At 69.3% G+C, this 21,750-nt stretch carries 20 protein-coding genes and 1 riboswitch; of the genes, 11 read left to right on the forward strand and 9 right to left on the reverse strand.

From position 1 onward, the window contains the following. Positions 1 to 49 precede the first annotated feature (49 nt). From gdhA to B7K26_RS04140, 6 genes are all read right to left on the reverse strand, one after another. Positions 50 to 1,393, reverse strand: a complete 1,344-nt coding sequence (gene gdhA / locus B7K26_RS04120; protein ID WP_084077372.1) for an NADP-specific glutamate dehydrogenase — start codon at positions 1,391 to 1,393, stop codon at positions 50 to 52. Between the two features lie 79 nt (positions 1,394 to 1,472). Next, the gene (locus tag B7K26_RS13160; protein ID WP_255376045.1) at positions 1,473 to 1,598 is read right to left on the reverse strand and encodes a hypothetical protein; all 126 of its coding nucleotides are present in this window, start codon (positions 1,596 to 1,598) and stop codon (positions 1,473 to 1,475) included. 86 nt (positions 1,599 to 1,684) lie between these two features. Further along, on the reverse strand, positions 1,685 to 2,422 hold the full coding sequence (locus B7K26_RS04125) for an anti-sigma factor (protein WP_084077373.1): 738 nt from the start codon (positions 2,420 to 2,422) through the stop codon (positions 1,685 to 1,687). After that, complete coding sequence (locus B7K26_RS04130) at positions 2,409 to 2,906, reverse strand: RNA polymerase sigma factor (protein WP_234998679.1); 498 nt, start codon at positions 2,904 to 2,906, stop codon at positions 2,409 to 2,411. The genes B7K26_RS04125 and B7K26_RS04130 overlap by 14 nt, the downstream gene beginning before the upstream one ends. Positions 2,907 to 2,989: 83 nt before the next feature. After that, positions 2,990 to 3,658: a class F sortase gene (locus tag B7K26_RS04135; protein ID WP_084077374.1), complete on the reverse strand. Its 669-nt coding sequence runs from the start codon at positions 3,656 to 3,658 to the stop codon at positions 2,990 to 2,992. Between the two features lie 66 nt (positions 3,659 to 3,724). Further along, on the reverse strand, positions 3,725 to 4,531 hold the full coding sequence (locus B7K26_RS04140; RefSeq protein WP_084077375.1) for a DUF4397 domain-containing protein: 807 nt from the start codon (positions 4,529 to 4,531) through the stop codon (positions 3,725 to 3,727). Between the two features lie 161 nt (positions 4,532 to 4,692). Here B7K26_RS04140 and B7K26_RS04145 point away from each other — a divergent pair, with 161 nt between their 5' ends. After that, positions 4,693 to 5,673, forward strand: coding sequence for a DUF4349 domain-containing protein (locus B7K26_RS04145; RefSeq protein ID WP_159449599.1), 981 nt, complete (start codon positions 4,693 to 4,695; stop codon positions 5,671 to 5,673). A 75-nt stretch (positions 5,674 to 5,748) separates the two neighbouring features. Here B7K26_RS04145 and B7K26_RS04150 read toward each other — a convergent pair whose 3' ends face one another. Then, the gene (locus tag B7K26_RS04150; protein WP_084077377.1) at positions 5,749 to 8,172 is read right to left on the reverse strand and encodes a GH36-type glycosyl hydrolase domain-containing protein; all 2,424 of its coding nucleotides are present in this window, start codon (positions 8,170 to 8,172) and stop codon (positions 5,749 to 5,751) included. Positions 8,173 to 8,407: 235 nt separating this feature from the next. On the opposite strand from B7K26_RS04150, the gene B7K26_RS04155 reads away from it, so the two are divergent. The 6 genes from B7K26_RS04155 to B7K26_RS04180 all read left to right on the forward strand — a co-directional run bounded on the left by B7K26_RS04155 (position 8,408) and on the right by B7K26_RS04180 (position 15,937). Beyond that, the gene (locus B7K26_RS04155; RefSeq protein ID WP_143340446.1) at positions 8,408 to 8,914 is read left to right on the forward strand and encodes a DapH/DapD/GlmU-related protein; all 507 of its coding nucleotides are present in this window, start codon (positions 8,408 to 8,410) and stop codon (positions 8,912 to 8,914) included. 185 nt (positions 8,915 to 9,099) lie between these two features. Next, positions 9,100 to 9,672 carry a dCTP deaminase gene (gene dcd / locus B7K26_RS04160; RefSeq protein ID WP_084077379.1) on the forward strand — a complete coding sequence of 191 codons (573 nt, stop codon included), beginning with the start codon at positions 9,100 to 9,102 and terminating at the stop codon, positions 9,670 to 9,672. A gap of 179 nt (positions 9,673 to 9,851) precedes the next feature. Continuing rightward, a complete protein-coding gene (locus B7K26_RS04165; RefSeq protein ID WP_159449600.1) occupies positions 9,852 to 12,347 on the forward strand; it encodes an excalibur calcium-binding domain-containing protein in 2,496 nt (831 codons plus the stop codon). Positions 12,348 to 12,372: 25 nt separating this feature from the next. Then, a riboswitch (TPP riboswitch) is annotated at positions 12,373 to 12,490 on the forward strand. 22 nt (positions 12,491 to 12,512) lie between these two features. Then, a complete protein-coding gene (locus tag B7K26_RS04170) occupies positions 12,513 to 13,634 on the forward strand; it encodes a thiamine ABC transporter substrate binding subunit (RefSeq protein WP_084077381.1) in 1,122 nt (373 codons plus the stop codon). Positions 13,635 to 13,652: 18 nt separating this feature from the next. Then, the gene (locus B7K26_RS04175) at positions 13,653 to 15,290 is read left to right on the forward strand and encodes an iron ABC transporter permease (RefSeq protein ID WP_084077382.1); all 1,638 of its coding nucleotides are present in this window, start codon (positions 13,653 to 13,655) and stop codon (positions 15,288 to 15,290) included. Next, entirely contained in the window at positions 15,287 to 15,937 is a 651-nt protein-coding gene (locus tag B7K26_RS04180) for an ABC transporter ATP-binding protein (RefSeq protein WP_084077383.1), read from the forward strand. The genes B7K26_RS04175 and B7K26_RS04180 overlap by 4 nt, the downstream gene beginning before the upstream one ends. A gap of 69 nt (positions 15,938 to 16,006) precedes the next feature. Here the strand turns inward: B7K26_RS04180 and B7K26_RS04185 are convergent, their stop codons facing one another. Further along, positions 16,007 to 16,477: a rhodanese-like domain-containing protein gene (locus B7K26_RS04185; RefSeq protein ID WP_084077384.1), complete on the reverse strand. Its 471-nt coding sequence runs from the start codon at positions 16,475 to 16,477 to the stop codon at positions 16,007 to 16,009. A 358-nt stretch (positions 16,478 to 16,835) separates the two neighbouring features. Between B7K26_RS04185 and dnaK the strand changes: the two genes are divergently transcribed. From dnaK to B7K26_RS04205, 4 genes are all read left to right on the forward strand, one after another. Further along, entirely contained in the window at positions 16,836 to 18,701 is a 1,866-nt protein-coding gene (gene dnaK, locus B7K26_RS04190; RefSeq protein WP_084077385.1) for a molecular chaperone DnaK, read from the forward strand. Between the two features lie 66 nt (positions 18,702 to 18,767). After that, positions 18,768 to 19,340 carry a nucleotide exchange factor GrpE gene (locus tag B7K26_RS04195; protein ID WP_084077386.1) on the forward strand — a complete coding sequence of 191 codons (573 nt, stop codon included), beginning with the start codon at positions 18,768 to 18,770 and terminating at the stop codon, positions 19,338 to 19,340. Positions 19,341 to 19,368: 28 nt separating this feature from the next. Then, positions 19,369 to 20,337 (forward strand): DnaJ C-terminal domain-containing protein, encoded by a 969-nt coding sequence (locus B7K26_RS04200; RefSeq protein WP_084077387.1) that lies wholly within the window; start codon positions 19,369 to 19,371, stop codon positions 20,335 to 20,337. A gap of 34 nt (positions 20,338 to 20,371) precedes the next feature. Continuing rightward, a complete protein-coding gene (locus tag B7K26_RS04205; protein WP_084077388.1) occupies positions 20,372 to 20,785 on the forward strand; it encodes a heat shock protein transcriptional repressor HspR in 414 nt (137 codons plus the stop codon). An 87-nt stretch (positions 20,786 to 20,872) separates the two neighbouring features. Here B7K26_RS04205 and B7K26_RS04210 read toward each other — a convergent pair whose 3' ends face one another. Then, a complete protein-coding gene (locus B7K26_RS04210; protein WP_084077389.1) occupies positions 20,873 to 21,640 on the reverse strand; it encodes a hypothetical protein in 768 nt (255 codons plus the stop codon). Positions 21,641 to 21,750 lie beyond the last annotated feature (110 nt).

A 21,750-nucleotide genomic window follows, 5' to 3' on the forward strand; every position in this document is an offset into this window, starting at 1 on the left:
CCACGCGCCACTGGCGTCCCAGCCGTGGGCCACACGGACCGCGGGGTGGCTAGATCACGCCGAAGGCGAGCATCGCATCGGCCACGCGCGTGAAGCCCGCGATGTTGGCGCCCGCGACGTAGCTGCCGGGCGTGCCGTACTCGTCGGCGGTGGCGAGGCAGCGGTCGTGGATGTCGCCCATGATCCCGTGGAGGCGCTCCTCCGTGTGGGCGAAGCTCCACGAGTCGCGCGAGGCGTTCTGCTGCATCTCAAGGGCGCTGGTCGCGACGCCGCCGGCGTTTGCCGCCTTGCCCGGCCCGAACAGCACCCCCGCCTCGGTGAAGGCGCGGACGGCCTCGGGGGTCGAGGGCATGTTCGCGCCCTCGGCGACGGCGACCACGCCGTTGCGGATGAGGGTCGCCGCATCGGCCTGAGTGAGCTCGTTCTGGGTGGCGCACGGCAGCGCGACGTCGCACGGCACGTCCCACACGCTGCCGCCGCGCACGAACCGCGCCCCGCGCTCGGTCGCGTAGTCCTCGACCCGTCCGCGGCGTGACAGCTTGATGTCCTTAAGCAGGCCGATGTCGATGCCGGCCTCGTCCACCACGTAGCCGCCCGAGTCGGAGCAGGCCACCACGGTTCCGCCCAGCTGCGCGGCCTTCTCCGCCGCGTGAATCGCGACGTTGCCGGAGCCCGACACCACCACGCGGCGCCCCTCCAGGCCCTCGCCGCGCGTGGCAAGCATGCGCTCCACGAAGAACACCGTGCCGTAGCCGGTGGCCTCGGTGCGCACCTGCGAGCCGCCCCACGTGAGGCCCTTGCCCGTCAGCACGCCGGACTCGTAACGGTTGGTGATCCGCTTGTACTGCCCAAAGAGGTAGCCGAGCTCGCGGCCGCCCACCCCCGTGTCGCCAGCGGGAACGTCGGTGTATTCACCCAGGTGGCGGTACAGCTCCGTCATGAAGGACTGGCAGAAGCGCATGATCTCGGCGTCCGAGCGGCCCTTGGGGTCGAAGTCGGAGCCGCCCTTGCCGCCGCCGATGGGCAGACCCGTGAGCGAGTTCTTGAAGATCTGCTCGAAGCCCAGGAACTTGACGATGCCCAGGTAGACGCTGGGATGGAACCGGAGCCCGCCCTTGTAGGGGCCCAGCGTGGAGCTGAACTCGACGCGGAAGCCGCGGTTGACGTGAATGCGCCCCTGGTCGTCCGTCCACGGCACCCGGAAGATGATCTGGCGCTCGGGCTCGCACAGCCGGCTGATGACCTGCGAGTCCACATAGTCGGGGCGCTTCGCGACCACGGGGCCGAGCGTCTCGAGGACCTCGCGGGCGGCCTGGTGGAACTCGGTCTCGCCGGGGTTGCGGCGCACCACGTCGTCGAGGACGGGAAGAAGCTTCTCGTGGAGGGCGGGCATCGGGCATTCCTTTCGGTGGAACCGGAGGGAAGGCCGCGGGGGTGGTGATGCTCCGGGGCCTCGCCCCGGAGCGGTGTGCTCAGGCGCGGTGGGCAGCCTGGAGCTGCGCCACGGCCTGGCGGGGCTGCGGCGCGGAGGTGTAGGGGCGCGTCGCGGGGTCGGTCAGCGACAGCGACATCGTCATGGGCGGCACGGCGTGGGTCACGGGCTCCTCCTCATGACGGCGTTTCCCGGCGCGGGTGCGCGCGGGCGAGGCCAGGGTACTCGGTGCCCCGGGCGGTGCGTGCCGACCTAGGTCCCGAGCACTCCCCTGGTGATCGAGTCACCGGAGTGGGTCGGGACGCCGTCGACTGGCTCGATCGAGATGTCCACGATCGGGAACTGAGCAATGTCCACTCCGTCGGGCAGCGTGAACACCGTGTGATCCCCGGTGAGGTGCCCGAGGCTGACCATTCCCTCGATCTGCTCGTCAATCAGCCACACCTCGAGGTAGGCATCGTCGCGTTGCACGACGTCGCTGGTATCGACGACCAGTACGCGCTGCCCATCGTCCAGCACCTCCACTGTCGCCTCACCTGCGGGCTGCTCCGTGGCGAGATCCGTGAGCGCAGAGCTCGCCAGCACAGAGCGCACCTGGTCATCACCGCTTCCGAGCGCGGCCACGCCCACCCCGCCGATCACAGCACCGGCAGCGGCAGCCGCGCCGAGTGTCCACCAGCGCGCGCCTGTGCGCGCGCGGCGGGCATTGCGGCGAGTGGCGAGGTCATCGGCGGGCGCGACCGGGACGGCACGCTCCTGGGCAGGCTCGGAATCGGGGTGAGGGGTGAGGTCGGAGGAGATGGCCTGCCACAGCTCTGCAGGCGGCTGTGCGAGAACCTCCGAGTCCAGGGCGCCCAGGCGTGCGGTCATCGCGGTGAATGATGCGAGTTCTGCCGCGCACTCGGGGCACGTCGCCACGTGCTCGAGCTCGTCCGGGGTGCCGTCGCCGATGGCGATCGAGGCAAGCGCGTCGTCATCAAGATGCGACATCGGACACCTCCCACCGGTTCCTCAACTCGATCAGGCTGCGCCTGAGGTGACTCTTCACCGTTCCCAGCGGCATCCCGAGACGCTGCGCTATCTGCTCGTGAGTTGCGCCCTCGTAGTACGCGAGCGCCACGATGGTCGCGCGGGGATCCCCGAGCGCCTCCACTTCACAGGCGAGCAGCACCTTATCCGCATGTTCGTCGACGGTGGTGACGTGAATGCCTTGAACGGCCTGCTCCCGCCTCGCCTCGCGCGCGCGTGCCGCGAGCGCGTCGGCGATGCGTCGCTTGGCGATGCTCACCACCCAGCCGCGAAGGTCCCCGCGATCCGGATCGTAGCTCGCGCGCCCTCGCCACGCGGAGACGAAAGTCTGCTGAGTGACGTCCTCGGCATCGGCTGTCGACTCCAGGGCCCGTGCGGCAAGGCTGTAGACCAGCGAGGACACGTCGCGGTACAACTCTTCGAGTGCACGCTCGTCGCCCTCCACGAAGGCGCGCGCCAGAGCCCGCCCATGGGCGCTGGTACCGAGGGTCATCGGTGGCCTTTCGGTGTTCGGCAGAGTCGTGATGCTCACGGTACGTCATCGAGTGGGGTGGCCGTGACGATGACATTGTCGGCGTAGTGGCCGATGCTCTCCTGCCAGTCGCCGCCACACGTCACCAGGATGAGGGCCGGCGGACCATCGGGATCGAAGACGGCGGAGAGGTCGACGTCACTCTTCCCGGTCTGCTCGACGGAGGCGACCTCGTAGAGGATTTCGGCGCCTCCCTCCGTCGTGACCTCGACCCGCTCACCCGGCACGACCTCGCGCAGCCGCGCGAAGGGACCAAGTCCGTCAGCGTTGTCGACGTGGGCCGCCAACACGGCGTTTCCCGCCGAGCCTCCCGGAGCGGGACCAAACCGGTACCAGCCCGCGCTGAGCGCGCCCTCAGGGATGGTCATCCCCCCGCGGTCGTCGACGCCCACCGGCACCACCGGCATGTCGATGTCGACGCCCGCGACCTCGAGCCTCACCGGCCCGTCCACCTGAGCCACGTCCATCTCGGCAGGCGAGGCCGACCGCACCTCGACACTCCCCATAACGCGCGGTGCCGTGACCTCACCGACGGACGGGGCGGAGGTCACGGAGGGAGCGGTCGGGGTCGCAGAGGGACGGGTCTCTGGCTCCATTCCGGCGCAGCCCGCGAGAATCCCGGCAAGCACGGACCCGATAACGGCCACGAGGACTGGACGGCGCATCGGCCACCTCCACGGGGAAGGGAGGGGCGGGCCGAGGCCCGCCCCTCCGGGGTGAGTCACGGATGACTAGCGGCGCGCGTACCGCAGGCCGATGCCGGCCGCGCCCGCAAGGGCAAGGACGCCACCGATGACGGCGATCGCAGGGACTCCGCCCTGGTCCGCGTAGCCGTACGAGCCGGCCTGGACCTCGCTCGGCGCTGCCGAGTGGACATCGACCGTCTGGACCGCGAGGTCGAGCGTGCCGTCCTCGGCAGATCCCCATGCGTACACGATCGTGTTGACGCCGGCCTGGATCTCCACGTCCGTGGGCCCCAGCACGGGGTCGGTCTCCCCCGTGAGCGACACCGCAGCCTCGTAGGTCGCTGCGGGCACATCACCCATCACCTCGTCGGGGTTCGCGAGGTTCTCGAAGAGCACCTCGCCATCGGCCCATACGTCCACCGCGGGAGCGGCAGCCGTGTGGCGGACAGTCAGGCGCCCCTCACCGGCAGCGGTTTCTGACAGGTCGTTTTCGAATGGAGTGACCGTGGGGTTGCCGTCCGCGTCGAGGTGCGCGACCGCGGTGTAGCTCATTCCCTCCTCGACGGTGAGCTCGACGGGGCCGAGGACCGGCTCGGAGTCGTCGGCGGCGTCGGTCGCGGTGAGTGCCACCTCGTAGGTGCCCGGCGCGAGCTCGAGCGGACCGGCGAGGTCTCCCGGCTGGAAGTCATCGATGGTGTTGGTGCCGTCGACATACACGTCGACAGGAGTGTCGGGGATGCCGTGCAGGACCGACACCTCAGCCATGCCGTCGTCGACGGCGAGGGCGGGGGCGGCGAATCCGGCGGCAAGCAGGGTGCCGGCGGCGGCGCCGGCGATCAGTGACGTGCGCATGATGCTTCTCCCTTGCGGTTAGAGGGACCACCGGGTGCGGCCCCTCTCACCACCTACTTCCGACGTTGGGCATGGTTTGGATGCACCGCCTTGGAAAAATTCTGTTGCGGGTGGTCCCGCGCCGCACCCAACGTTTTCGCGCTGCGGCGCGTCTGACCTGCATGAACGCCTTCAAGACTCGCAACGACGCGGGCCCGCGCCGCGCCCGCCCCGCCGCCTTTGCCGTCTGCCTTGCGGCCGCCGCGTGGCTGCTCGCCGGCTGCTCATCGAGCGAGTCGGGCTACGACGCTTCCTACGCGGAGGCATCTGCCGTCTCCGACGGCGGGATGGACGCCGGCGGCGGCATGGGGAGCGAGGCGATGGGTGAGCAGGCGGCCGCGGATGCCGCGGCTTCGGGCGACGTGGCGGCCGATGCCGATGACGCCCGCTCCGTCATCGTGACGGGCTCGCTGTTCATCACCGTGGACAACCCCGCGAGCGCCGCCGAGCAGGCCGCTGCCATCGTGCGCGGCGCCGGTGGGCGCATCGACTCGCGCAACGAGATCGCTCCCAGCGAGTACGACTCGGGCTCCGCGTGGCTCACCCTGCGCATTCCCGCCGACGACCTCGACGGCGTCGTCGACGAACTGCGGGGCCTCGGCACCGTCGACGAGTACTCGACGTCGAGCGCCGACGTGACGCGGCAGGTGACCGACCTCGACTCGCAGATCTCGACGCTGCGCAACTCCACCGAGCGCATCGAGGCGCTGCTGCTCGAGGCGAAGGACATCACCGACATCATCAAGCTCGAGGACGAGCTGGACCGCCGCCAGGCGGAGCTCGAAAGCCTCGAGGCGCAGCAGCGCGGGCTGGACGATCAGGTGTCGATGTCCACGATCGAGCTGTCGCTCACCTCAGAGCCCGCGGTGGAGGTCGACGACTCCCCCGGCTCCTTCCTCGACGGGCTCGCGTCGGGCTGGCACGCGCTCGTCGGCTTCTTCGCCGGGGCGCTCGTGGTCGTCGGAGTGCTGCTGCCGTGGGCGGCCCTCGCCGCCGTGGTCGCTCTGCTCGTCTGGTGGGGCGTGCGCGCGGCACGCAAGCGCCGCCCGGCCGCCGGGGTTGCCGAGGCGGCCCCGGCATCGGCCGACCCTACTGACGCCTAGAAACGCCAAATGGATCCCACTGGTTCTTTTATCGCCTTAGGCGAACCAATGGGATCCATTTGACGGTGAGGCGGGTTAGACGGTCGCGGTGACCTCCACCGTGGCACCCGGCTCGGCGTAGGGAACCTCGTTGCCCTCGATCGGCTGACCGTCGACCGTGAGGGTCGCGCCCTTGCCGCCCGAGTTGGTCACCGTGATGACGTAGGTCGCGCCACGGATGACACGGCGCACCGTGTACTCGGAGATCTCGGCGCCGATGCACGGGTCGACGATGAGGCCGTCGTAGCCCGGGCGCACGCCCAGCAGGTGCTGGGAGACGGCCACGAAGTTCCACGAGGCGGTGCCGGTCAGCCAGGAGTTCTTGGCCTCGCCGTGGCGGGCAGCGTCCTTACCGGCGATCATCTGCGCGTACACGTAGGGCTCGAGGCGGTGAACCTCGGACTGCTCCTCGCGGTAGGCGGGGGCGATCTGCTTCCAGTACTCCCAGGCGTACTCGGCGCGACCCACGACGGTCTCGGCGATGATCACCCAGGGGTTGTTGTGGCAGAAGATGCCAGCGTTCTCCTTGTAGCCCGGCGGGTAGCTCGTGACCTCGCCCAGCTCCACGTGGTACTCCGTGTAGGCGGGGTTCAGGAGGACGATGCCGTGCGGGGTATTGAGGCGCTCGCGCACCGAGTCGAGGGCCTGGACGGCCTTGCCATCCTCCACGCCGACGCCGCCCATGATGCAGTAGCCCTGAGGCTCGATCCAGATCTGGCCGTCCTGGGTCTCGTGCGTGCCGACCTTGTTGCCGTAGTAGTCGTAGGCGCGCAGGAACCACTCGCCGTCCCAGCCGTGCTCCGTGACGGCCGCGCGCATGTCGGCGACGGCCTTCTCGGCGCGCTCGGCCTCGGCCTCGTCGCCGCGGCGACGGGCAAGGGCGGCGTACTCCGGGCCGATGGCGCAGAACATGCCGGCGATGAAGATCGACTCGGCGACGCCGCCGGACTTGTTGCCGGTGGTCTGAAAGGACTCGCCGGGCTCCGTGGAGAAGCAGTTGAGGTTCAGGCAGTCGTTCCAGTCCGCGCGGCCGATGAGGGGCAGGCCGTGCGGGCCGGCCTTGTCGAGCGGGTGGTTGAACGAGCGGCGCAGGTGCTCCATAAGGGAGGCGGCCTTGGACTCGTCGTTGTCGAACGGCACCTGCTCGTCGAGGATGCCGAAGTCGCCGGTCTCCTTCACGTACGCCGCGACGCCGAGGATGAGCCACAGCGGGTCATCGTTGAAGCCGGAGCCGAGCGTGTGGTTACCGCGCTTGGTGAGCGGCTGGTACTGGTGGTAGGCCGAGCCATCCTCGAACTGCGTCGAGGCGATGTCGATGATGCGCTCGCGGGCGCGCTCGGGGACAAGATGCACGAAGCCCAGCAGGTCCTGCGACGAGTCGCGGAAGCCCATGCCGCGGCCCATGCCGGTCTCGAAGTACGAGGCCGAGCGGGACATGTTGTAGGTCACCATGCACTGGTACTGGTTCCAGATGTTGACCGAGCGGTCCAGGCGGTCGTCGCCCGAGGTGACCGTGTACGAGCCGAGCAGGCCGTCCCAGTAGTCGTTGAGCTGGGCGAACGCGGCATCGGCCGCCTCGTTGGTCTCAAAGCGCGCGAGCAGCTCACGCGCACCCGACTTGTTGATGACGCCGGGCGCCTCCCACTTGTCGTCGCGGTCGTTCTCGAGGTAGCCGAGCACGAACGTGTACGTGCGGGACTTGCCGGGCTCGAGGTCGGCCTTGAGGTGGTGCGAGGCGATGGGGTACCAGCCCGATGCCACCGAGTCGCCGGACTTCGCGGCGTGCGGCACGGCGGCCTCGTCGAAGCCATTGCCGAATCCGAGGAAGGTGTCGCGGTCGGTGTCGAAGCCCTCGATGGGGGCGTTCACGCCGTAGACCGCGTAGTGGTCGCGACGCTCGCGGTACTCGGTCTTGTGATAGATCGCGCCGTCGACGACCTCGACCTCGCCGATGGAGAGGTTGCGCTGGTAGTTGGTCTGGTCGTCCTCGGCGTTCCAGAGGCAGAACTCGAGGAAGCTGAACAGCGAGACCGACTTATCCGCGTCCGAGGTGTTCGTCAGCGTGACCTGGTGGATCTCCGCGTTGGTGTCGACGGGGACGAAGAACAGCACCGACGCCTCGAGGCCACCGCGCTCACCGGTGATGCGGGTGTAGCCCATGCCGTGGCGGGTCTCGAAGCGGTCGAGTTCCGTCTTGTACGGCCGGAAGCCGGGGCTCCACACGTCGCCACCGTCGTTGATGGTGAAGTAGCGGCCACCGTCGTCCACCGGCACATTGTTGTAGCGGTAGCGCGTGAGACGGCGCAGCTTCGCGTCGCGGTAGAAGGAGTAGCCGCCGCCGGTGTGCGAGACGAGACCAAAGAAGTCCTGCGCGCCGAGGTAGTTGATCCAGGGGTACGGGGTGTGCGGAGTCGTGATGACGTACTCGCGCGCCTCGTCGTCGAAGTGTCCGAACTGCATGGGGGCAGGCCTTCCGATAAGCAGGGTGATCCGCGCCCATCGTAGTGCGGGAATCGAAACGTTGCGAGCCGATACGCGAAACGTTTCGATTTCGTGACCATACCGACGCTGCGAGCGCCGCGAGCACCCGCACCCTGGAGTGTCAGCGCGTCGACGCGGCGGGCGCCGAACTCGCTCACGCCCGGTTCGCGTTCGACGCCGCGCCGCGAGGCGCTCACCCCGCTAAGTTGTCGATGTGATCAGACGGCTACTCGGACGCTGCTGCGCGGCGGCACTGTTCGTGGTGACGGCCGGCCGCGTGCGTGGCCGCCGCTTCATCCTGGTCCCGCCGTTCACGCTCAAGGTCCACGGAAGCGGCCGGGTACTGATCGGCGACGACGTGATGGTCGCCAGAGGAGCACGCCTGGTGGCACGTGACGCCGAACTCGCCCTCGGCGACCGCACTTTCATCAGCCAAAACGTCACGCTCGTGGCATTCGCGCCGCTCATGATCGGGGAAGGCACGCTCATCGGGGAGAACTGTTCGGTGCACACCGAGAACCACGGACCACCCGGCGCGCGCGACGACTTTTCCATGGCCCCCATCACCGTGGGTCGCGATGTGTGGCTCGGCTCGGGCGTGGCAGTACTCCCCGGCTCCCGTGTAGGCGACGGGGCAACCGTGGGCGCCAACGCCGTCGTCCGTGGCGACCTGGAGCGGGGCGGCACCTATGTTGGCGTGCCCGCTCGGCGCGTGCGCTGACACCTGACCATCAGCCGGGACGCGCGACAAGCGCCCTCGTGGCCCCGAGGAGGGGTTTCTCTTACGTCGGCGGTTCGGACCCGCTTTCAGATGCCCACTCCATGCCAATGCCAAGGTGGCCCGCGCACCGGCACCGAGTGCCATATCGCTAGGCACGCGTGCGCTCTCCCGCTAGGTTGGGCGCCATGCTGCTGAGCGACCGCGACATCCGCACCGAGATCGAGGCTGGCCGCGTGGCCCTCGAACCGTGGGACCCCGAGATGATCCAGCCGTCGTCGATCGACGTACGCCTGGACCGCTACTTCCGCGTGTTCGACAACCACAAGTACGCGGCCATCGACCCCTCGATCGACCAGCCGGAGCTCACGCGCCTCGTCGACATCACGGAGGGCCCGTTCGTCCTGCACCCCGGCGAGTTCGTGCTGGGCTCCACCTACGAGTCCGTCACACTTCCCGACGACGTCGCCGCGCGGCTCGAAGGCAAGTCCTCGCTGGGCCGCCTAGGGCTGCTCACTCATTCGACCGCGGGCTTCATCGATCCCGGCTTCGAGGGCAACGTCACGCTTGAGCTGTCCAACACCGCGACGCTGCCGATCAACCTGTGGCCGGGCATGAAGATTGGGCAGCTGTGCTTCTTCCGCCTATCCTCCCCCGCCGAGCACCCCTACGGTTCGGAAAAGTACGGCTCGCGCTACCGCGGCCAGCGCGGGCCCACCGCCTCGCGAAGCTTCCAGAACTTCCACCGCATCGACGTGTAGAAGACCGCTGCGCGCACACGTGCGCCATCGTGCGACGCCGATCTGACTCGCACATGCTTGACGCACGGCCCCGCCAGGCCCGATGATTCCGGCAAGCGCACGTGGGATGAACCTCGCCAGGCGACGCGATACGCATCGTCTGGGGGATCATGACGCTCACATCTCTACGCAAGCGAGCCGTGACAGTCGTCGCCATGGCCGCGACGATGATTGGCGTTGCGGCTGCCCCCGCAACGGCGGACGCGGATCGAATCGTCGACATCCCCGGGCGTAACCTCGAGAACTGCATTCACGGGAAATTGGGCATCCCCTCCGCCACCCCTCTCACCGAAGGCGATCTCGCTACTCTCACTACCCTCGCGTGCGGCATCGTCGGCGACAGAACACTTGAGGGTCTCCAACACGCGGTCAATCTTGAGTCCCTCACGCTGACGGGGTGGCTCAATCCGACCACGTTCGATTCTGACGCAGCTGCAACGTTCCTCGAGCCACTGCGCTCCGTCACCTCACTTCACACGGCAGTCCTGTCTTTTGGCGGCGGCGTCGCATTCTCGCTCGCTCCACTGTCGCAGCTCCCGAATCTCGCTAGCCTCGCGGTCCAGGAACTGCCGAATGACGGGCTCGCAGGGCTTCTTCCCGGCCCCGCGCTCACGGACCTTCGCGTGACTCACGTGTGGCCCTCTATCGCCGGGATCGACCAACTCACCGGCCTCACCTCGCTGTCACTGCGCAACGTCCCCGCGGCGACCGCCGAGGCACGGGTACCGCTCGCGCCACTTCAGACGCTCACAGAGCTCACGACGGTGTCTATCCAGGGCGGCGGCGATGCCGGAGACCTCGAAATGTTCTCGGTCATGAAGGACCTCACCAGCCTGTCTCTCGACGGGGCGTCCGCCTCAAGCCTCGACGGTCTCGACGTGCTTCCCCTGCTCACCACTTTGCAAGTGAGCGATGCCGGCCTTCAGGGCCTTGCCGGAATCGAGCGGCTCTCCGGACTTACGAGCATCGACGTGCACGGCAATGACCTCTCGGACATCTCACCACTGGCGTCTCTCACTGAGTTGGCAACGGTGAACGTCAACTCCAACCAACTCGCTGACATCTCTGCCCTCGGGAGCCTGGAACTCACCGACTACAGCGCATGGGATCAGTCGATCACCGTCGACGATCCCGTGATCGCCTGCACGCCCGTGAGCGGCTTCGCGCCCACAGGCGTCACAGGCGCCTCCGCGCCACTCACGCCCACGACGGGATACCCGGAGTACGTACAAGTGGGCGTTGTCGATGGCAGCACCATGGCCTGGACCGTCCCGGGCACTCACACGGTCAGCTTCTATCACCCAGAAAGTCAAGGCAGGTTCTCTGGAACCTTCACGGTGACGGTCGCGGACTCGGGTGCGCCCTGCGCGTGGCACGGCATCGCGACGATCACGGCGCCGACAAGAGTGAACGTCGGCGCGAAGGCGACGGCCACCGTCACCTGGGCTCACGGCTTGCATCCGGACTACACGATCGAGTGGGTAGACGGCGCCGGCAAGGTGCTCGCGACCGGACCTTCTGCATCGACTGGCCAGTGGGCCGGCAAGAACGTCCGCGTGCGTGTTGCGCCCGACACGGCAGGCTTTGACCCGACCCCGCTCACGTCCGGAGCTGCACATGCTGCACGAACCCTTCCCACGGCGATGGGAATCAGCCTGCTTGGCACCGGTGCGGTGTCTCAGACGCTCAGAGTCGAGGAGACCGCCCGCCCGGCTGAGGTGTCGCTGATCTACCGCTGGTATCGCGACGGCGTTCGCATCCCCGGCCAAACCAAGCACTATTACACGCTGACGACGGCCGATGCCGGCCACACCATCAGCGTGCGTGGGCACGCGAGCGACACATACGGCTACTGGTGGCCCGGTGACTTCACGACCAACGCAGTCAAGGTCAACGCCACACTTCCCTTTACTTACGCGGCACCTCCTGCACTCCCGTCGACAGTGGTGGTGGGGTCGACGTTGCGTGCCGACGGCCTCGGCGGAGCCACCTGGTCACCGAAGCCCACCACGCTCAACTACCAGTGGTTCCGCGACGGCACCGCCATCGCTGGCGCGAACCGCGTGACCTACCAGGTCGCGTCCGCTGATGCGGGACACCAGATCAAGGTCAGGGTGACCGGCGCACGCTCTGGCTATCTGCCGGCAAGCGTCTGGTCAGGCGTCAGCAAGGCGGGAAAGCGACTCGCTCCGGTCACTCCCACGCTCACCGGTACCGCCAAGGTGGGCAACACCCTCACTGTCAAGAGGGGCACCTGGGGGCCCGGCACTGTCTCGACCAAGGTCCAGTGGTACGTCAACGGCAAGGCGGTCAGCGGGGCTACCGGCAGCACATTCCGGGTCCGCCCCACCGACGCGTACCGGTCGATCTCGGTGAAGGTGACGGGATCCAAGCCCGGTTACTTCACGACGAGCAGGACGTCATCGAGCAAGAAGCCCACGGGAATCGACTACGCCAGCTGCACCGACCTTCGCAAGCACTACCCGGACGGGATCGCGAAGTCGTCATCCGTGAGAGACAAGGTTGGCACCAAGCTGGGTGGCCCCATCACCAAGGCGACGTTTGTCTCTGCGAGCCTCTATGCCCTCAATGACGAGTCCGACCGCGACAAGGACGGCTGGGCCTGCGAACGGTAGCCGCGCACGGCAGCGCTATGCTGGCCGGACACGACAGGGGAGCGCTTCCCGCGAGGGATGAGAGCGCTGAGAGTGCGGAACCGCCGCAGACCCTCGAACCTGATCCGGGTGATACCGGCGTAGGGAGTCGAGACTCGATCCCCTCCTATCCCTAGGAGGCACCGCATGCGCATCGCGCACGCCACCACCGTCGGGGCGATCGCCCTGGCCACCCTGACCCTCGCCGCATGCTCGGCAGACGACACGGACGCCGATCCGTCGGCCACCGCGACTGGCGCGCCCACCGCATCGGCCACGCCCGATGCCGACGCCAGCACCGCTGCCCCCGACCTGACCGGTCAGACGGTCACCGTCGTCACCCACGACTCGTTCGCCGTGCCGGACGACGTCCTCGCGGCATTCGAGGACGAGACCGGGCTGACGGTCGAGTTCACCGCCCCGGGCGACGCGGGCGCGCTGGTCAACCAGCTGATCCTCACCAAGGACGCGCCGCTCGGCGACGTGGTGTTCGGCGTAGACAACACCTTCGCCTCGCGCGCCATCGACGAGGGCGTGTTCGCGGACTACGAGTCGGCCGCCCCTGCCGCCGGCGACGCCGCCGAGTACGCCATCGACGGCTCGAGCGCGCTGACGGCCATCGACTACTCGGACGTCTGCCTCAACTACGACATCGCCTGGTTCGAGGACAACGGCCTCGACGTGCCGCAGAGCATCGGCGAGCTGGCCGACCCCGAGTACAACGGGCTGCTCTCGATCACCAACCCCGCCACCTCCTCCCCCGGCCTCGCCTTCTTGCTGGCCACCATCGACGAGATGGGCGACGGCTGGCAGGACTACTGGGCGGCGCTGCGCGAGAACCAGGTGCGCGTGACCGCCTCGTGGTCCGACACCTACTTCACCGACTTCTCGGTCCCCAACTACGGCGGCGACTACCCCCTCGTGTTGTCCTACGCCTCCTCCCCGCCCTCCGAGGTGATCGACGGCGAGCCCACGTCGGCAGCGCTGCTCGACACGTGCTTCCGTCAGGTGGAGTACGCGGGTGTCCTCGAGGGAGCAGAGAACCCCGCCGCGGCGCAGGCCGTCATCGACTGGCTGCTGTCCGACGACTTCCAGGCGACCGTGCCGGACAACATGTACGTCTACCCCGTCTCCAGCTCCGTCGAGGTGCCCGCGGCGTGGGCCGAGTACGCCCCGCTGTCCGACGACCCCCACACTATGGACCCCGCCGAGATCTCCGCCAACCGCGAGGCGTGGATCGACGACTGGACCTCGGTCGTCATCGACTAACCCGTGCCGAGGAACGCGATGAGCACGGCCGCGCGCCGGACCCTCAGCTGGTGGCTGCTGGCCTCGCTGCCCCTCGCGTTCCTCGGCACCTTCTTCCTGTGGCCGCTCGGCTCGGTGCTGGTCCACGGCCTGTTCGACGGCGGCTTCGACGCCGCCGGCACCTGGGCGGTGGTGACGGACTCACGGACGGCCGATGCAGTGGTCACCACCCTGGGACTGGCCGCCGCCGGCACGGCGGGCTCGCTCGTCCTTGGCCTGTCGGGCGCGTACGTCCTGTACCGCCTGCGGTGGCGCGGGCAGCGCGCGGTGCGCGCGATCGTGGGCGTGCCGTTCGTGCTGCCGACGATCGTGGTCGCCTCCGCGTTCTCCGCGCTGCTGGGCAGGTCGGGGCCGCTGGGATTCCTGGGGCTCGACCAGTCGGTGGTGGCGATCGCCGCCGCCCTCGTGTTCTACAACGTGTCCGTGGTGGTGAGGGTCGTGGGAGGCGCGTGGGCCGCGCTCGACCCGGCCACGGCATCGGCTGCCCGCACCCTGGGGGCCGACCGCCGCCGCGTCGTCGCTCACGTCACCCTGCCGGCGCTTGCGCCGGCGATCGCGTCTGCCGCCGCGGTGGTGTTCCTGTTCTGCGCGACGTCGTTCGGCGTGGTGCTGGTGCTGGGCGGCACGCGCGTGCGCACCCTGGAAACCGAGATCTACCTGCAGGTCAATCAGTTCCTCGACCTGCGCGCCGCGGCCGTGCTGTCGATCCTCCAGATGCTGGTGGTGGCGCTGGTGCTGTGGCTCTCGGCTGCCGCGCGGCGGCGCCGCGAGCGGGCGGTCGGCGGGCGCGCCGTCGACGGCACTCGCCCCTTCCGTGCGGCCGATGCCTGGGTCGCCGTCCCGACCGCCCTCACCCTGGGGACGCTGCTAGCCCTGCCCCTGTACTCGCTCGTCGAGCGGTCGCTGCGGACCACCGACGGGTACGGGCTCGACTACTACGCGGCGCTGTTCACCCAGCCCGGGAGGACGGTGCTTCCCGTGTCGGTCGCGCAGGCGGCGCTGAACTCGCTCGTGACCGCGGCGATCGCGGCGGGGGTCGCGTGCGTCATCGGCCAGCTGGTCGCGACGCTGCTGACGCGGCGCTCGCGCAGGGCAGGGGTGCTCGACGCCGTGGTGATGCTGCCGCTCGGAGTCTCCGCGGTGGTCGTGGGGCTCGGGATGCTGCTGACGCTGAACCAGCCCGTGCTCGGCATCGACCTCAGCGGGTCCTGGTGGCTCGTCGCGGCGGCCCAGGCGGTGGTGGCGCTGCCGCTCGTGGTGCGCACCATGGTGCCGCCAGCGCGGGCCATCGACCCGCGGCTGCGCGCCGCGGCATCGGCCCTGGGGGCGTCGCCGTGGAGGGTGTGGGCGCGCGTGGACTGGCCGCTGCTGCGCCGGCCGTTCGGGCTCGCGGTGGGCTTCGCCTTCGCGATCTCGCTGGGAGAGTTTGGCGCCACCTCATTCGTGGCGCGGCCGGACCGCCCCACCCTGCCGACCGCGATCTTCCGGCTGCTGGGCCGGCCGGGCGCCGAGAGCGTCGGCATGGCCTTCGCGGCCGCGGTAGTCCTCGCGGTGATGACGGGGGCCATCATGATGGTGGCGGAGAGAATGCGCACCGACGTGGGAGGAGACCTGTGAGCGGGCTGACGGTGGACAACCTGCGGGTGGAGTACCCGGGCAGCCCGCCCGTGGTGGCTGTGGACGGCGCGTCGCTGACAGTCGCGCCAGGCGAGACCGTGGCGCTGCTCGGGCCGTCCGGCTGCGGCAAGTCGTCGCTGCTCGGAGCGATCGTGGGCATCGTCGAGCCCGCGGCGGGAAGCGTCGCGTGGGACGGCGAGGACCTCACCCACGTCCCCGTGCACCGGCGCGGCTTTGGCCTGGTGTTTCAGGACGGGCAGCTGTTCCCGCATCGGTCGGTGGCGCGCAACGTCGCGTTCGGGCTCGAGATGGCGGGGGTGGCGCGCGACGAGCGCCGCGCGCGGGTGGAGGAACTGCTGGAGGTGGTGGGCCTCGCCGGCTACGGCGAGCGGGCCATCACCGACCTGTCCGGCGGGCAGCGCCAGCGCGTGGCGCTCGCGCGGTCGCTGGCGCCTCGTCCGCGGCTTCTCGCGCTCGACGAGCCGCTGTCCTCGCTGGACGCCGACCTGCGCGCGCGGCTTGCGGTCGAGGTGAGGGATATTCTCGCCGCGGACGGCACCGCCGCGATCGTCGTGACGCACGACCCTCGCGAGGCCGAGGTGATGGCCTCACGCGTACTACGTATGAGCGCCGGGGCGCTCCAGTAACTCCCGCACTGGTGGATTATGGTCAAATAAGGGGGCTTCGTTGACCGAAATCCACCAGTGGGAGCGGGGTTAGCAGGCGCAGGCGATGGCCTCGCCGGCCGATGCCAGGGGCGCCGTCAGCGGGTCGGGCGCCCTGGTCGCGTCGATCGTGACCTCGCGGCCCTCGGCATCGACCGTCACCGTGTCGACGGGGAGACCCTCGCGCGCCCAGTACTCGAAGCCGCCGATCATCTCGCGCACCTCGTAGCCCAGCTCGGAGATGATGAGGCCCGCCCGGGTGGCTCCGTTGCAGCCGGGACCCCAGCAATAGGCGACGAAGCGCGTGCCGGCCGGGTACTCGGGAATGCGGGCGGGCATGTCCGGCTTGGCAAGGTGAACGGCTCCGCGGGCGTGGCCCTGTCGCCAGGCACGCTCGTCGCGGGTATCGATCAGCACGAAGTCGGCCGTGCCGTCCGCGAGCGCGGCAGCGACGTCGGACGGGTCCGTCTCGAACGCGAGCTTGGCGCGGAAGTGAGCGGCGGCGGCTGAGGTGTCGGTCATGGCGCCAACCTAGCCGCGCGCCCGGGTGCCTGTCAGCAGCGAACCGGCCCCGGCATCGGACGCCCGTCGTCCGCCGTGACGAAGCGACGGTCGAGCGGCGCAACACGCCGTCGCCGGGGCAACTCGCCTCGGCGAGTCGCGATATCTACCGTCACTTCGGAACACGGAGTTGGCCGGGCGAGGCGGCGGGACGAGGCGATTCGCAGAAGTTGAGCAGAGTTCACTCAACTTTTGCCGATCCGGCTTGACATCGTCGACGAGTCGCGCATACTTGAGCGTAGGCGGCTCAACTCCGTAGGAGCCGGCGACAACTCAGGTCAGGGCCCCGGCCCCGGCCGCATCTCAAGGAGGACATCTCATGGCACGAGCAGTCGGTATCGACCTCGGAACCACCAACTCGGTGGTCACCGTCCTGGAGGGCGGCGAGCCCACCGTCATCGCGAACGCCGAGGGCGCCCGCACCACCCCGTCGGTGGTCGCGTTCTCGAAGACCGGAGAGGTCCTGGTGGGCGAGATCGCCAAGCGCCAGGCCGTCACCAACGTCGACCGCACCATCACCTCGGTGAAGCGCCACATGGGCACCGAGTGGACGCAGGAGATCGACGACAAGAAGTACACCGCGCAGGAGATCTCGGCCCGCATCCTGGGAAAGCTCAAGCGCGACGCCGAGGAGTACCTGGGCGAGAAGGTGACCGAGGCGGTCATCACCGTCCCCGCGTACTTCAACGACGCCGAGCGCCAGGCGACCAAGGACGCCGGCGAGATCGCGGGCCTCAAGGTTCAGCGCATCGTCAACGAGCCCACCGCCGCGGCCCTCGCGTACGGCCTCGACAAGGGCAAGGAAGACGAGCTCATCCTGGTCTTCGACCTGGGTGGCGGTACGTTCGACGTCTCGCTCCTTGAGGTCGGCAAGGACGAGGACGACTTCTCCACCATTCAGGTGCGCGCCACCGCCGGTGACAACCGCCTGGGCGGCGACGACTGGGACCAGCGCATCGTCGACCACCTCATCAAGGAGGTCAAGAACACCGAGGGCGTGGACCTGTCCAAGGACAAGGCCGCCGTCCAGCGCCTGCGTGAGGCCTCGGAGCAGGCCAAGAAGGAGCTCTCGAGCGCGACCAGCACGAACATCTCGCTGCAGTACCTGTCGATCGGCGAGAACGGCCCCGTCCACCTGGACACCCGCCTCACCCGCGCGCAGTTCCAGCAGATGACCTCGGACCTCATCGAGCGCACCAAGGCCCCCTTCCACCAGGTCATCAAGGACGCCGGCATCCAGCTGTCCGAGATCGACCACGTCGTCCTCGTCGGCGGCTCGACCCGCATGCCCGCGGTGACGGACGTCGTCAAGGAGCTGACCGGTGGCCGCGAGCCCAACAAGGGCGTGAACCCGGACGAGGTCGTCGCCGTGGGCGCCGCCCTCCAGGCCGGAGTCATCTCCGGTGAGCGCAAGGACGTGCTGCTCATCGACGTCACCCCCCTGAGCCTCGGCATCGAGACCAAGGGCGGCGTCATGACCACCCTCATCGAGCGCAACACCGCGATCCCGACCAAGTCCTCGGAGGTCTTCTCGACCGCCGACGACAACCAGCCCTCCGTGCTGGTGCAGGTCTACCAGGGCGAGCGCCAGTTCGCGCGTGACAACAAGCTGCTCGGCACCTTCGAGCTGGGCGGCATCGCGCCGGCCCCGCGCGGCGTGCCGCAGATCGAGGTCACGTTCGACATCGACGCCAACGGCATCGTGCACGTCAACGCCAAGGACCGTGGCACCGGCAAGGAGCAGTCCATCACCGTGACCGGCGGCTCGGCGCTGTCGAAGGACGACATCGAGCGCATGGTCAAGGATGCCGAGGAGCACGAGGCCGAGGACAAGAAGCGCCGCGAGGACCAGGACACCCGCAACAACGCGGAGACCTTCGCCTACTCGACCGAGAAGATCCTCTCGGAGAACGAGGACAAGGTTCCCGCCGAGGTGGCCGACGACGTCAAGACTGCGATCGCCGACGTCAAGACCGCCCTCGAGGGCGACGACGTGGACGACATCAAGGCCAAGCACGACGTGCTGGTCGAGAAGGCGCAGAAGATCGGCGAGGCCGTCTACGCGGCCCAGGCCGCCGAGGCCGAGGCCGGCGGCGCTCCCGCCGACGAGGCCGCCGACGCCTCCTCGTCCGACGAGGACGTGGTGGACGCCGAGATCGTCGACGACGAGAACGACAAGAAGTAGCGATTCCCGCAGGCGGGCGGCCGATGCCATCGGTCGCCCGCCGCGGCCGCTCACGGAAGGCGTGACATGACTGACACCAACCCCCAGCCCGAGCCCGACGACCGCGACCCGCTCGCCGAGGCCGAGTCGATCATCAACGACGAGGCAGCGCGCGCCGAGTCCGAGGCGGGCCAGGCAGGCGACACCGAGGGCGACGCGTTCGACTCCGACCTGTCGGCCGCCGAGGCCAAGGCGGCCGAGCACTTCGCGGACCTCCAGCGCCTCCAGGCGGAGTTCGTGAACTACCGCAAGCGCGTGGAGCGCGACCGCGAGGCCGCCGCCGGCACCACCACCGCCAAGGTGGTCGAGCAGCTCATCCCCGTGCTCGACGACATCGCCGCGGCTCGCGAGCACGGCGAGCTCGAGGGCGGCCCGTTCGCATCGATCGCGACCAAGCTTGAGGACACCCTCGGCCGTCTCGGCTGGTCGAGCTACGGCGCTGTGGGCGACGAGTTCGACCCGCAGATCCACGAGGCATTGACCTCGCAGCCGTCCACCGAGGTGACCGTCCCCACGGTCCAGCTGGTGGCCCAGCCCGGCCACCGGGTCGGCGACCGAGTGGTGCGCCCCGCGCGCGTCATCGTCGCCCAGCCCGAGTAATACCCCTCACCCCAGGAAGGAGACGCCCATGTCCAGTCAGGACTGGTTCACCAAGGACTTCTACTCGACGCTCGGCGTCTCCAAGGACGCCTCCCAGGAGGACGTCAAGAAGGCGTACCGGCGCCTCGCCCGCGACCTACACCCCGACCGCAACCCCGGCGACGCCAGCGCCGAGCAGCGGTTCAAGGACGTGGGCGAGGCGTACGGAGTCCTGTCGGACAAGGAACAGCGCCAGCAGTACGACGCCATCCGCGCCATGGGTGGCGGCGGTCCCCGCTTCCAGGCAGGGGCGGGCGGCAACGGCGGTAACGGCGGCTTCGAGGACGTCTTCTCGTCGATGTTCGGCGGGGGCGGCCGCGGCGCGGGCGGCCAGCAGCAGTACCGCGCCCAGGGCTTCGAGGACGTGCTGTCCAACATGTTCGGTGGCGGCGGCTTCCAGCGTGGCCCCCAGAAGGGGTCCGATGTCGCGGCGGCCACCGAGGTGACGTTCCGCCAGGCGGCCGTGGGCGACACGGTCACGCTGCGCACGTCCACGGGGACGGTCAAGACGCGCCTGCCCGTCGGCGTGACCGATGGCCAAAAGATCCGCATCGCGGGCAAGGGCCGCCCCGGCACCAACGGCGGCCCGGCCGGCGACCTCATCCTCACCGTGCGCGTCGCCAAGCACCCCGTCTTCACGATGGACGGCAAGAACCTGCGCATGACGCTTCCCGTCAGCTTCGACGAGGCGGCGCTCGGCGCGACCGTCGAGGTGCCCACGCTCGACGGCGACCGCGTCAAGGTCAAGGTCGGCTCCGGCACCAGCTCCGGCACCACGCTGCGCGTCAAGGGCCGCGGGCTCACCACGAAGCAGGGCACCGGCGACCTTTTGGTCACCGTCCAGATCGCCGTGCCGGGCAAGCTCAGCCGCAAGGCCAAGGAGGCGCTGCAGGCGTTCGCCCTTGCCGATGCGACACACGACCCGCGCGAGCGCCTGTACGACGACGCCGCGAAGTAGCGAGACACTTCACCCAGACCAGGCAGGAGGAGTCATGGAGCAGCCCGACGTGGACGAGCCCGTCTTCCTCATCTCTGCCGCCGCGGAGCTCGCGGGGATGCACGCGCAGACCCTGCGCCAGTACGACCGCCTTGGCCTCGTCATCCCGCGCCGCCGCCCCGGCGGCGGCCGCCGCTACTCGCTGCGCGACGTGGCCACGCTGCGGGAGATCCAGCGCATGAGCCAGGACGAGGGCATCAACCTCGCCGGCATCAAGCGCATCCTGTCGCTCCAGCACCGCGTGGACAGGCTCGAGGCCGAGGTGGAGAAACTCCGCCCGCGGGCCGATGTCGGTTCGCGAATCTTCACGACCGGCCCCACCGGCCGGGTCGTCATCGTCGAGCGCGGCCGCCGCGCCAACCGCGACGAGGGCCGCGCCCTCGTGGTGTGGCGCGGCTACGAGGACTGAACCCCCGCATCGGCCACCCGTACCGGGACAGCACGATGGCCCGGTACCGCCCTCAGCTCGGTACCGGGCCATCGCCCCCCACTGCCCTCAGCGTTGGAGGGAGTCCACCAGTTGGCTGGCGTACGTGTTGCTCTCCGGAAGCGGCTCCACCCACAGCCGCGCCGGCTGGCGCGTGAGGTTGCCCACCTGGGCGGTGGAGCATCGCAGCACGATGTGGTCGCGCAGCATCGCCAGGTCGTTGCCCAGCGAGGCGTCGCGCGAGATGAGGACGCAGTACAGGCCGTCGCCCAGGCGAGCAATCGGGTGCCCCTCGGGGTACGCGGTGCGCAGCGCCTCGCCGATGGTGGCGTTGCGCGCCATGCGCTGCCAGGGGTCGGCGCTGTCGACCGAGACGTCCACCATGACGAGCGCGTGGGTGCGCGGCACCTGCTCACCGCGACGCGTGGCTGCGCCGTAGACCTCGGCAAGGCGCTGCTTGAGATAGTCGGCAGTGCCCAGGCCGGACTCGGCGTCCACCACCGGCGGCTGCGCGGCGACCACGGTGGCACCCTCGGTCCATCCCTCGCACAGCGCGCGGACGGAACGGATGGGCGCCGACGCGAACCCTGCGGCCTTGAACAGCACCGCCATGTCGTCGATGGCCTCGGTGATCCCGACTCCCGCGGCGGACCGCGCCTGGCCCAGCCGGTAGGCGGCGGGCGCCGTGTCGAGGCGGGCATCGAGCGCCTCGGCCAGCGCCTCGGCGGCAGGCGTGTACCAGTCACCAGGCCGGCGCCACACGCTCTGCACGCTCGTGGCGTGCCACGAGCGCAGCAGTGCCGCGGGGCTCGCGGCGTGCGTTCCGGTGTCGGTCATACCCCATGAGAGGGGCGGTTCCTCGGACTATGACGCGGTTCCGCGAGAGTTTCTTCACGGGACCTAGGCCCCAATTGTGACCAAACCGTCACCGAGAGTGTTGATTTCGA

The sequence above is a fragment of the Demequina sp. NBRC 110057 genome, assembly GCF_002090175.1.
Lineage (GTDB): Bacteria > Actinomycetota > Actinomycetes > Actinomycetales > Demequinaceae > Demequina.

Excerpts from the sequence above, each read along its gene's own strand:
- B7K26_RS04185 (WP_084077384.1), bottom strand. The coding sequence starts at position 16,477 with ATGACCGACACCTCAGCCGCCGCCGCTCACTTCCGCGCCAAGCTCGCG.
- B7K26_RS04145 (WP_159449599.1), top strand. The coding sequence starts at position 4,693 with ATGAACGCCTTCAAGACTCGCAACGACGCGGGCCCGCGCCGCGCCCGC.
- gdhA (WP_084077372.1), bottom strand. The coding sequence starts at position 1,393 with ATGCCCGCCCTCCACGAGAAGCTTCTTCCCGTCCTCGACGACGTGGTG.
- B7K26_RS04210 (WP_084077389.1), bottom strand. The coding sequence starts at position 21,640 with ATGACCGACACCGGAACGCACGCCGCGAGCCCCGCGGCACTGCTGCGC.
- B7K26_RS04205 (WP_084077388.1), top strand. The coding sequence starts at position 20,372 with ATGGAGCAGCCCGACGTGGACGAGCCCGTCTTCCTCATCTCTGCCGCC.
- B7K26_RS04195 (WP_084077386.1), top strand. The coding sequence starts at position 18,768 with ATGACTGACACCAACCCCCAGCCCGAGCCCGACGACCGCGACCCGCTC.
- dcd (WP_084077379.1), top strand. The coding sequence starts at position 9,100 with ATGCTGCTGAGCGACCGCGACATCCGCACCGAGATCGAGGCTGGCCGC.
- B7K26_RS04140 (WP_084077375.1), bottom strand. The coding sequence starts at position 4,531 with ATGCGCACGTCACTGATCGCCGGCGCCGCCGCCGGCACCCTGCTTGCC.
- B7K26_RS04125 (WP_084077373.1), bottom strand. The coding sequence starts at position 2,422 with ATGTCGCATCTTGATGACGACGCGCTTGCCTCGATCGCCATCGGCGAC.
- dnaK (WP_084077385.1), top strand. The coding sequence starts at position 16,836 with ATGGCACGAGCAGTCGGTATCGACCTCGGAACCACCAACTCGGTGGTC.
- B7K26_RS04135 (WP_084077374.1), bottom strand. The coding sequence starts at position 3,658 with ATGCGCCGTCCAGTCCTCGTGGCCGTTATCGGGTCCGTGCTTGCCGGG.
- B7K26_RS04200 (WP_084077387.1), top strand. The coding sequence starts at position 19,369 with ATGTCCAGTCAGGACTGGTTCACCAAGGACTTCTACTCGACGCTCGGC.
- B7K26_RS04150 (WP_084077377.1), bottom strand. The coding sequence starts at position 8,172 with ATGCAGTTCGGACACTTCGACGACGAGGCGCGCGAGTACGTCATCACG.
- B7K26_RS04175 (WP_084077382.1), top strand. The coding sequence starts at position 13,653 with ATGAGCACGGCCGCGCGCCGGACCCTCAGCTGGTGGCTGCTGGCCTCG.
- B7K26_RS04170 (WP_084077381.1), top strand. The coding sequence starts at position 12,513 with ATGCGCATCGCGCACGCCACCACCGTCGGGGCGATCGCCCTGGCCACC.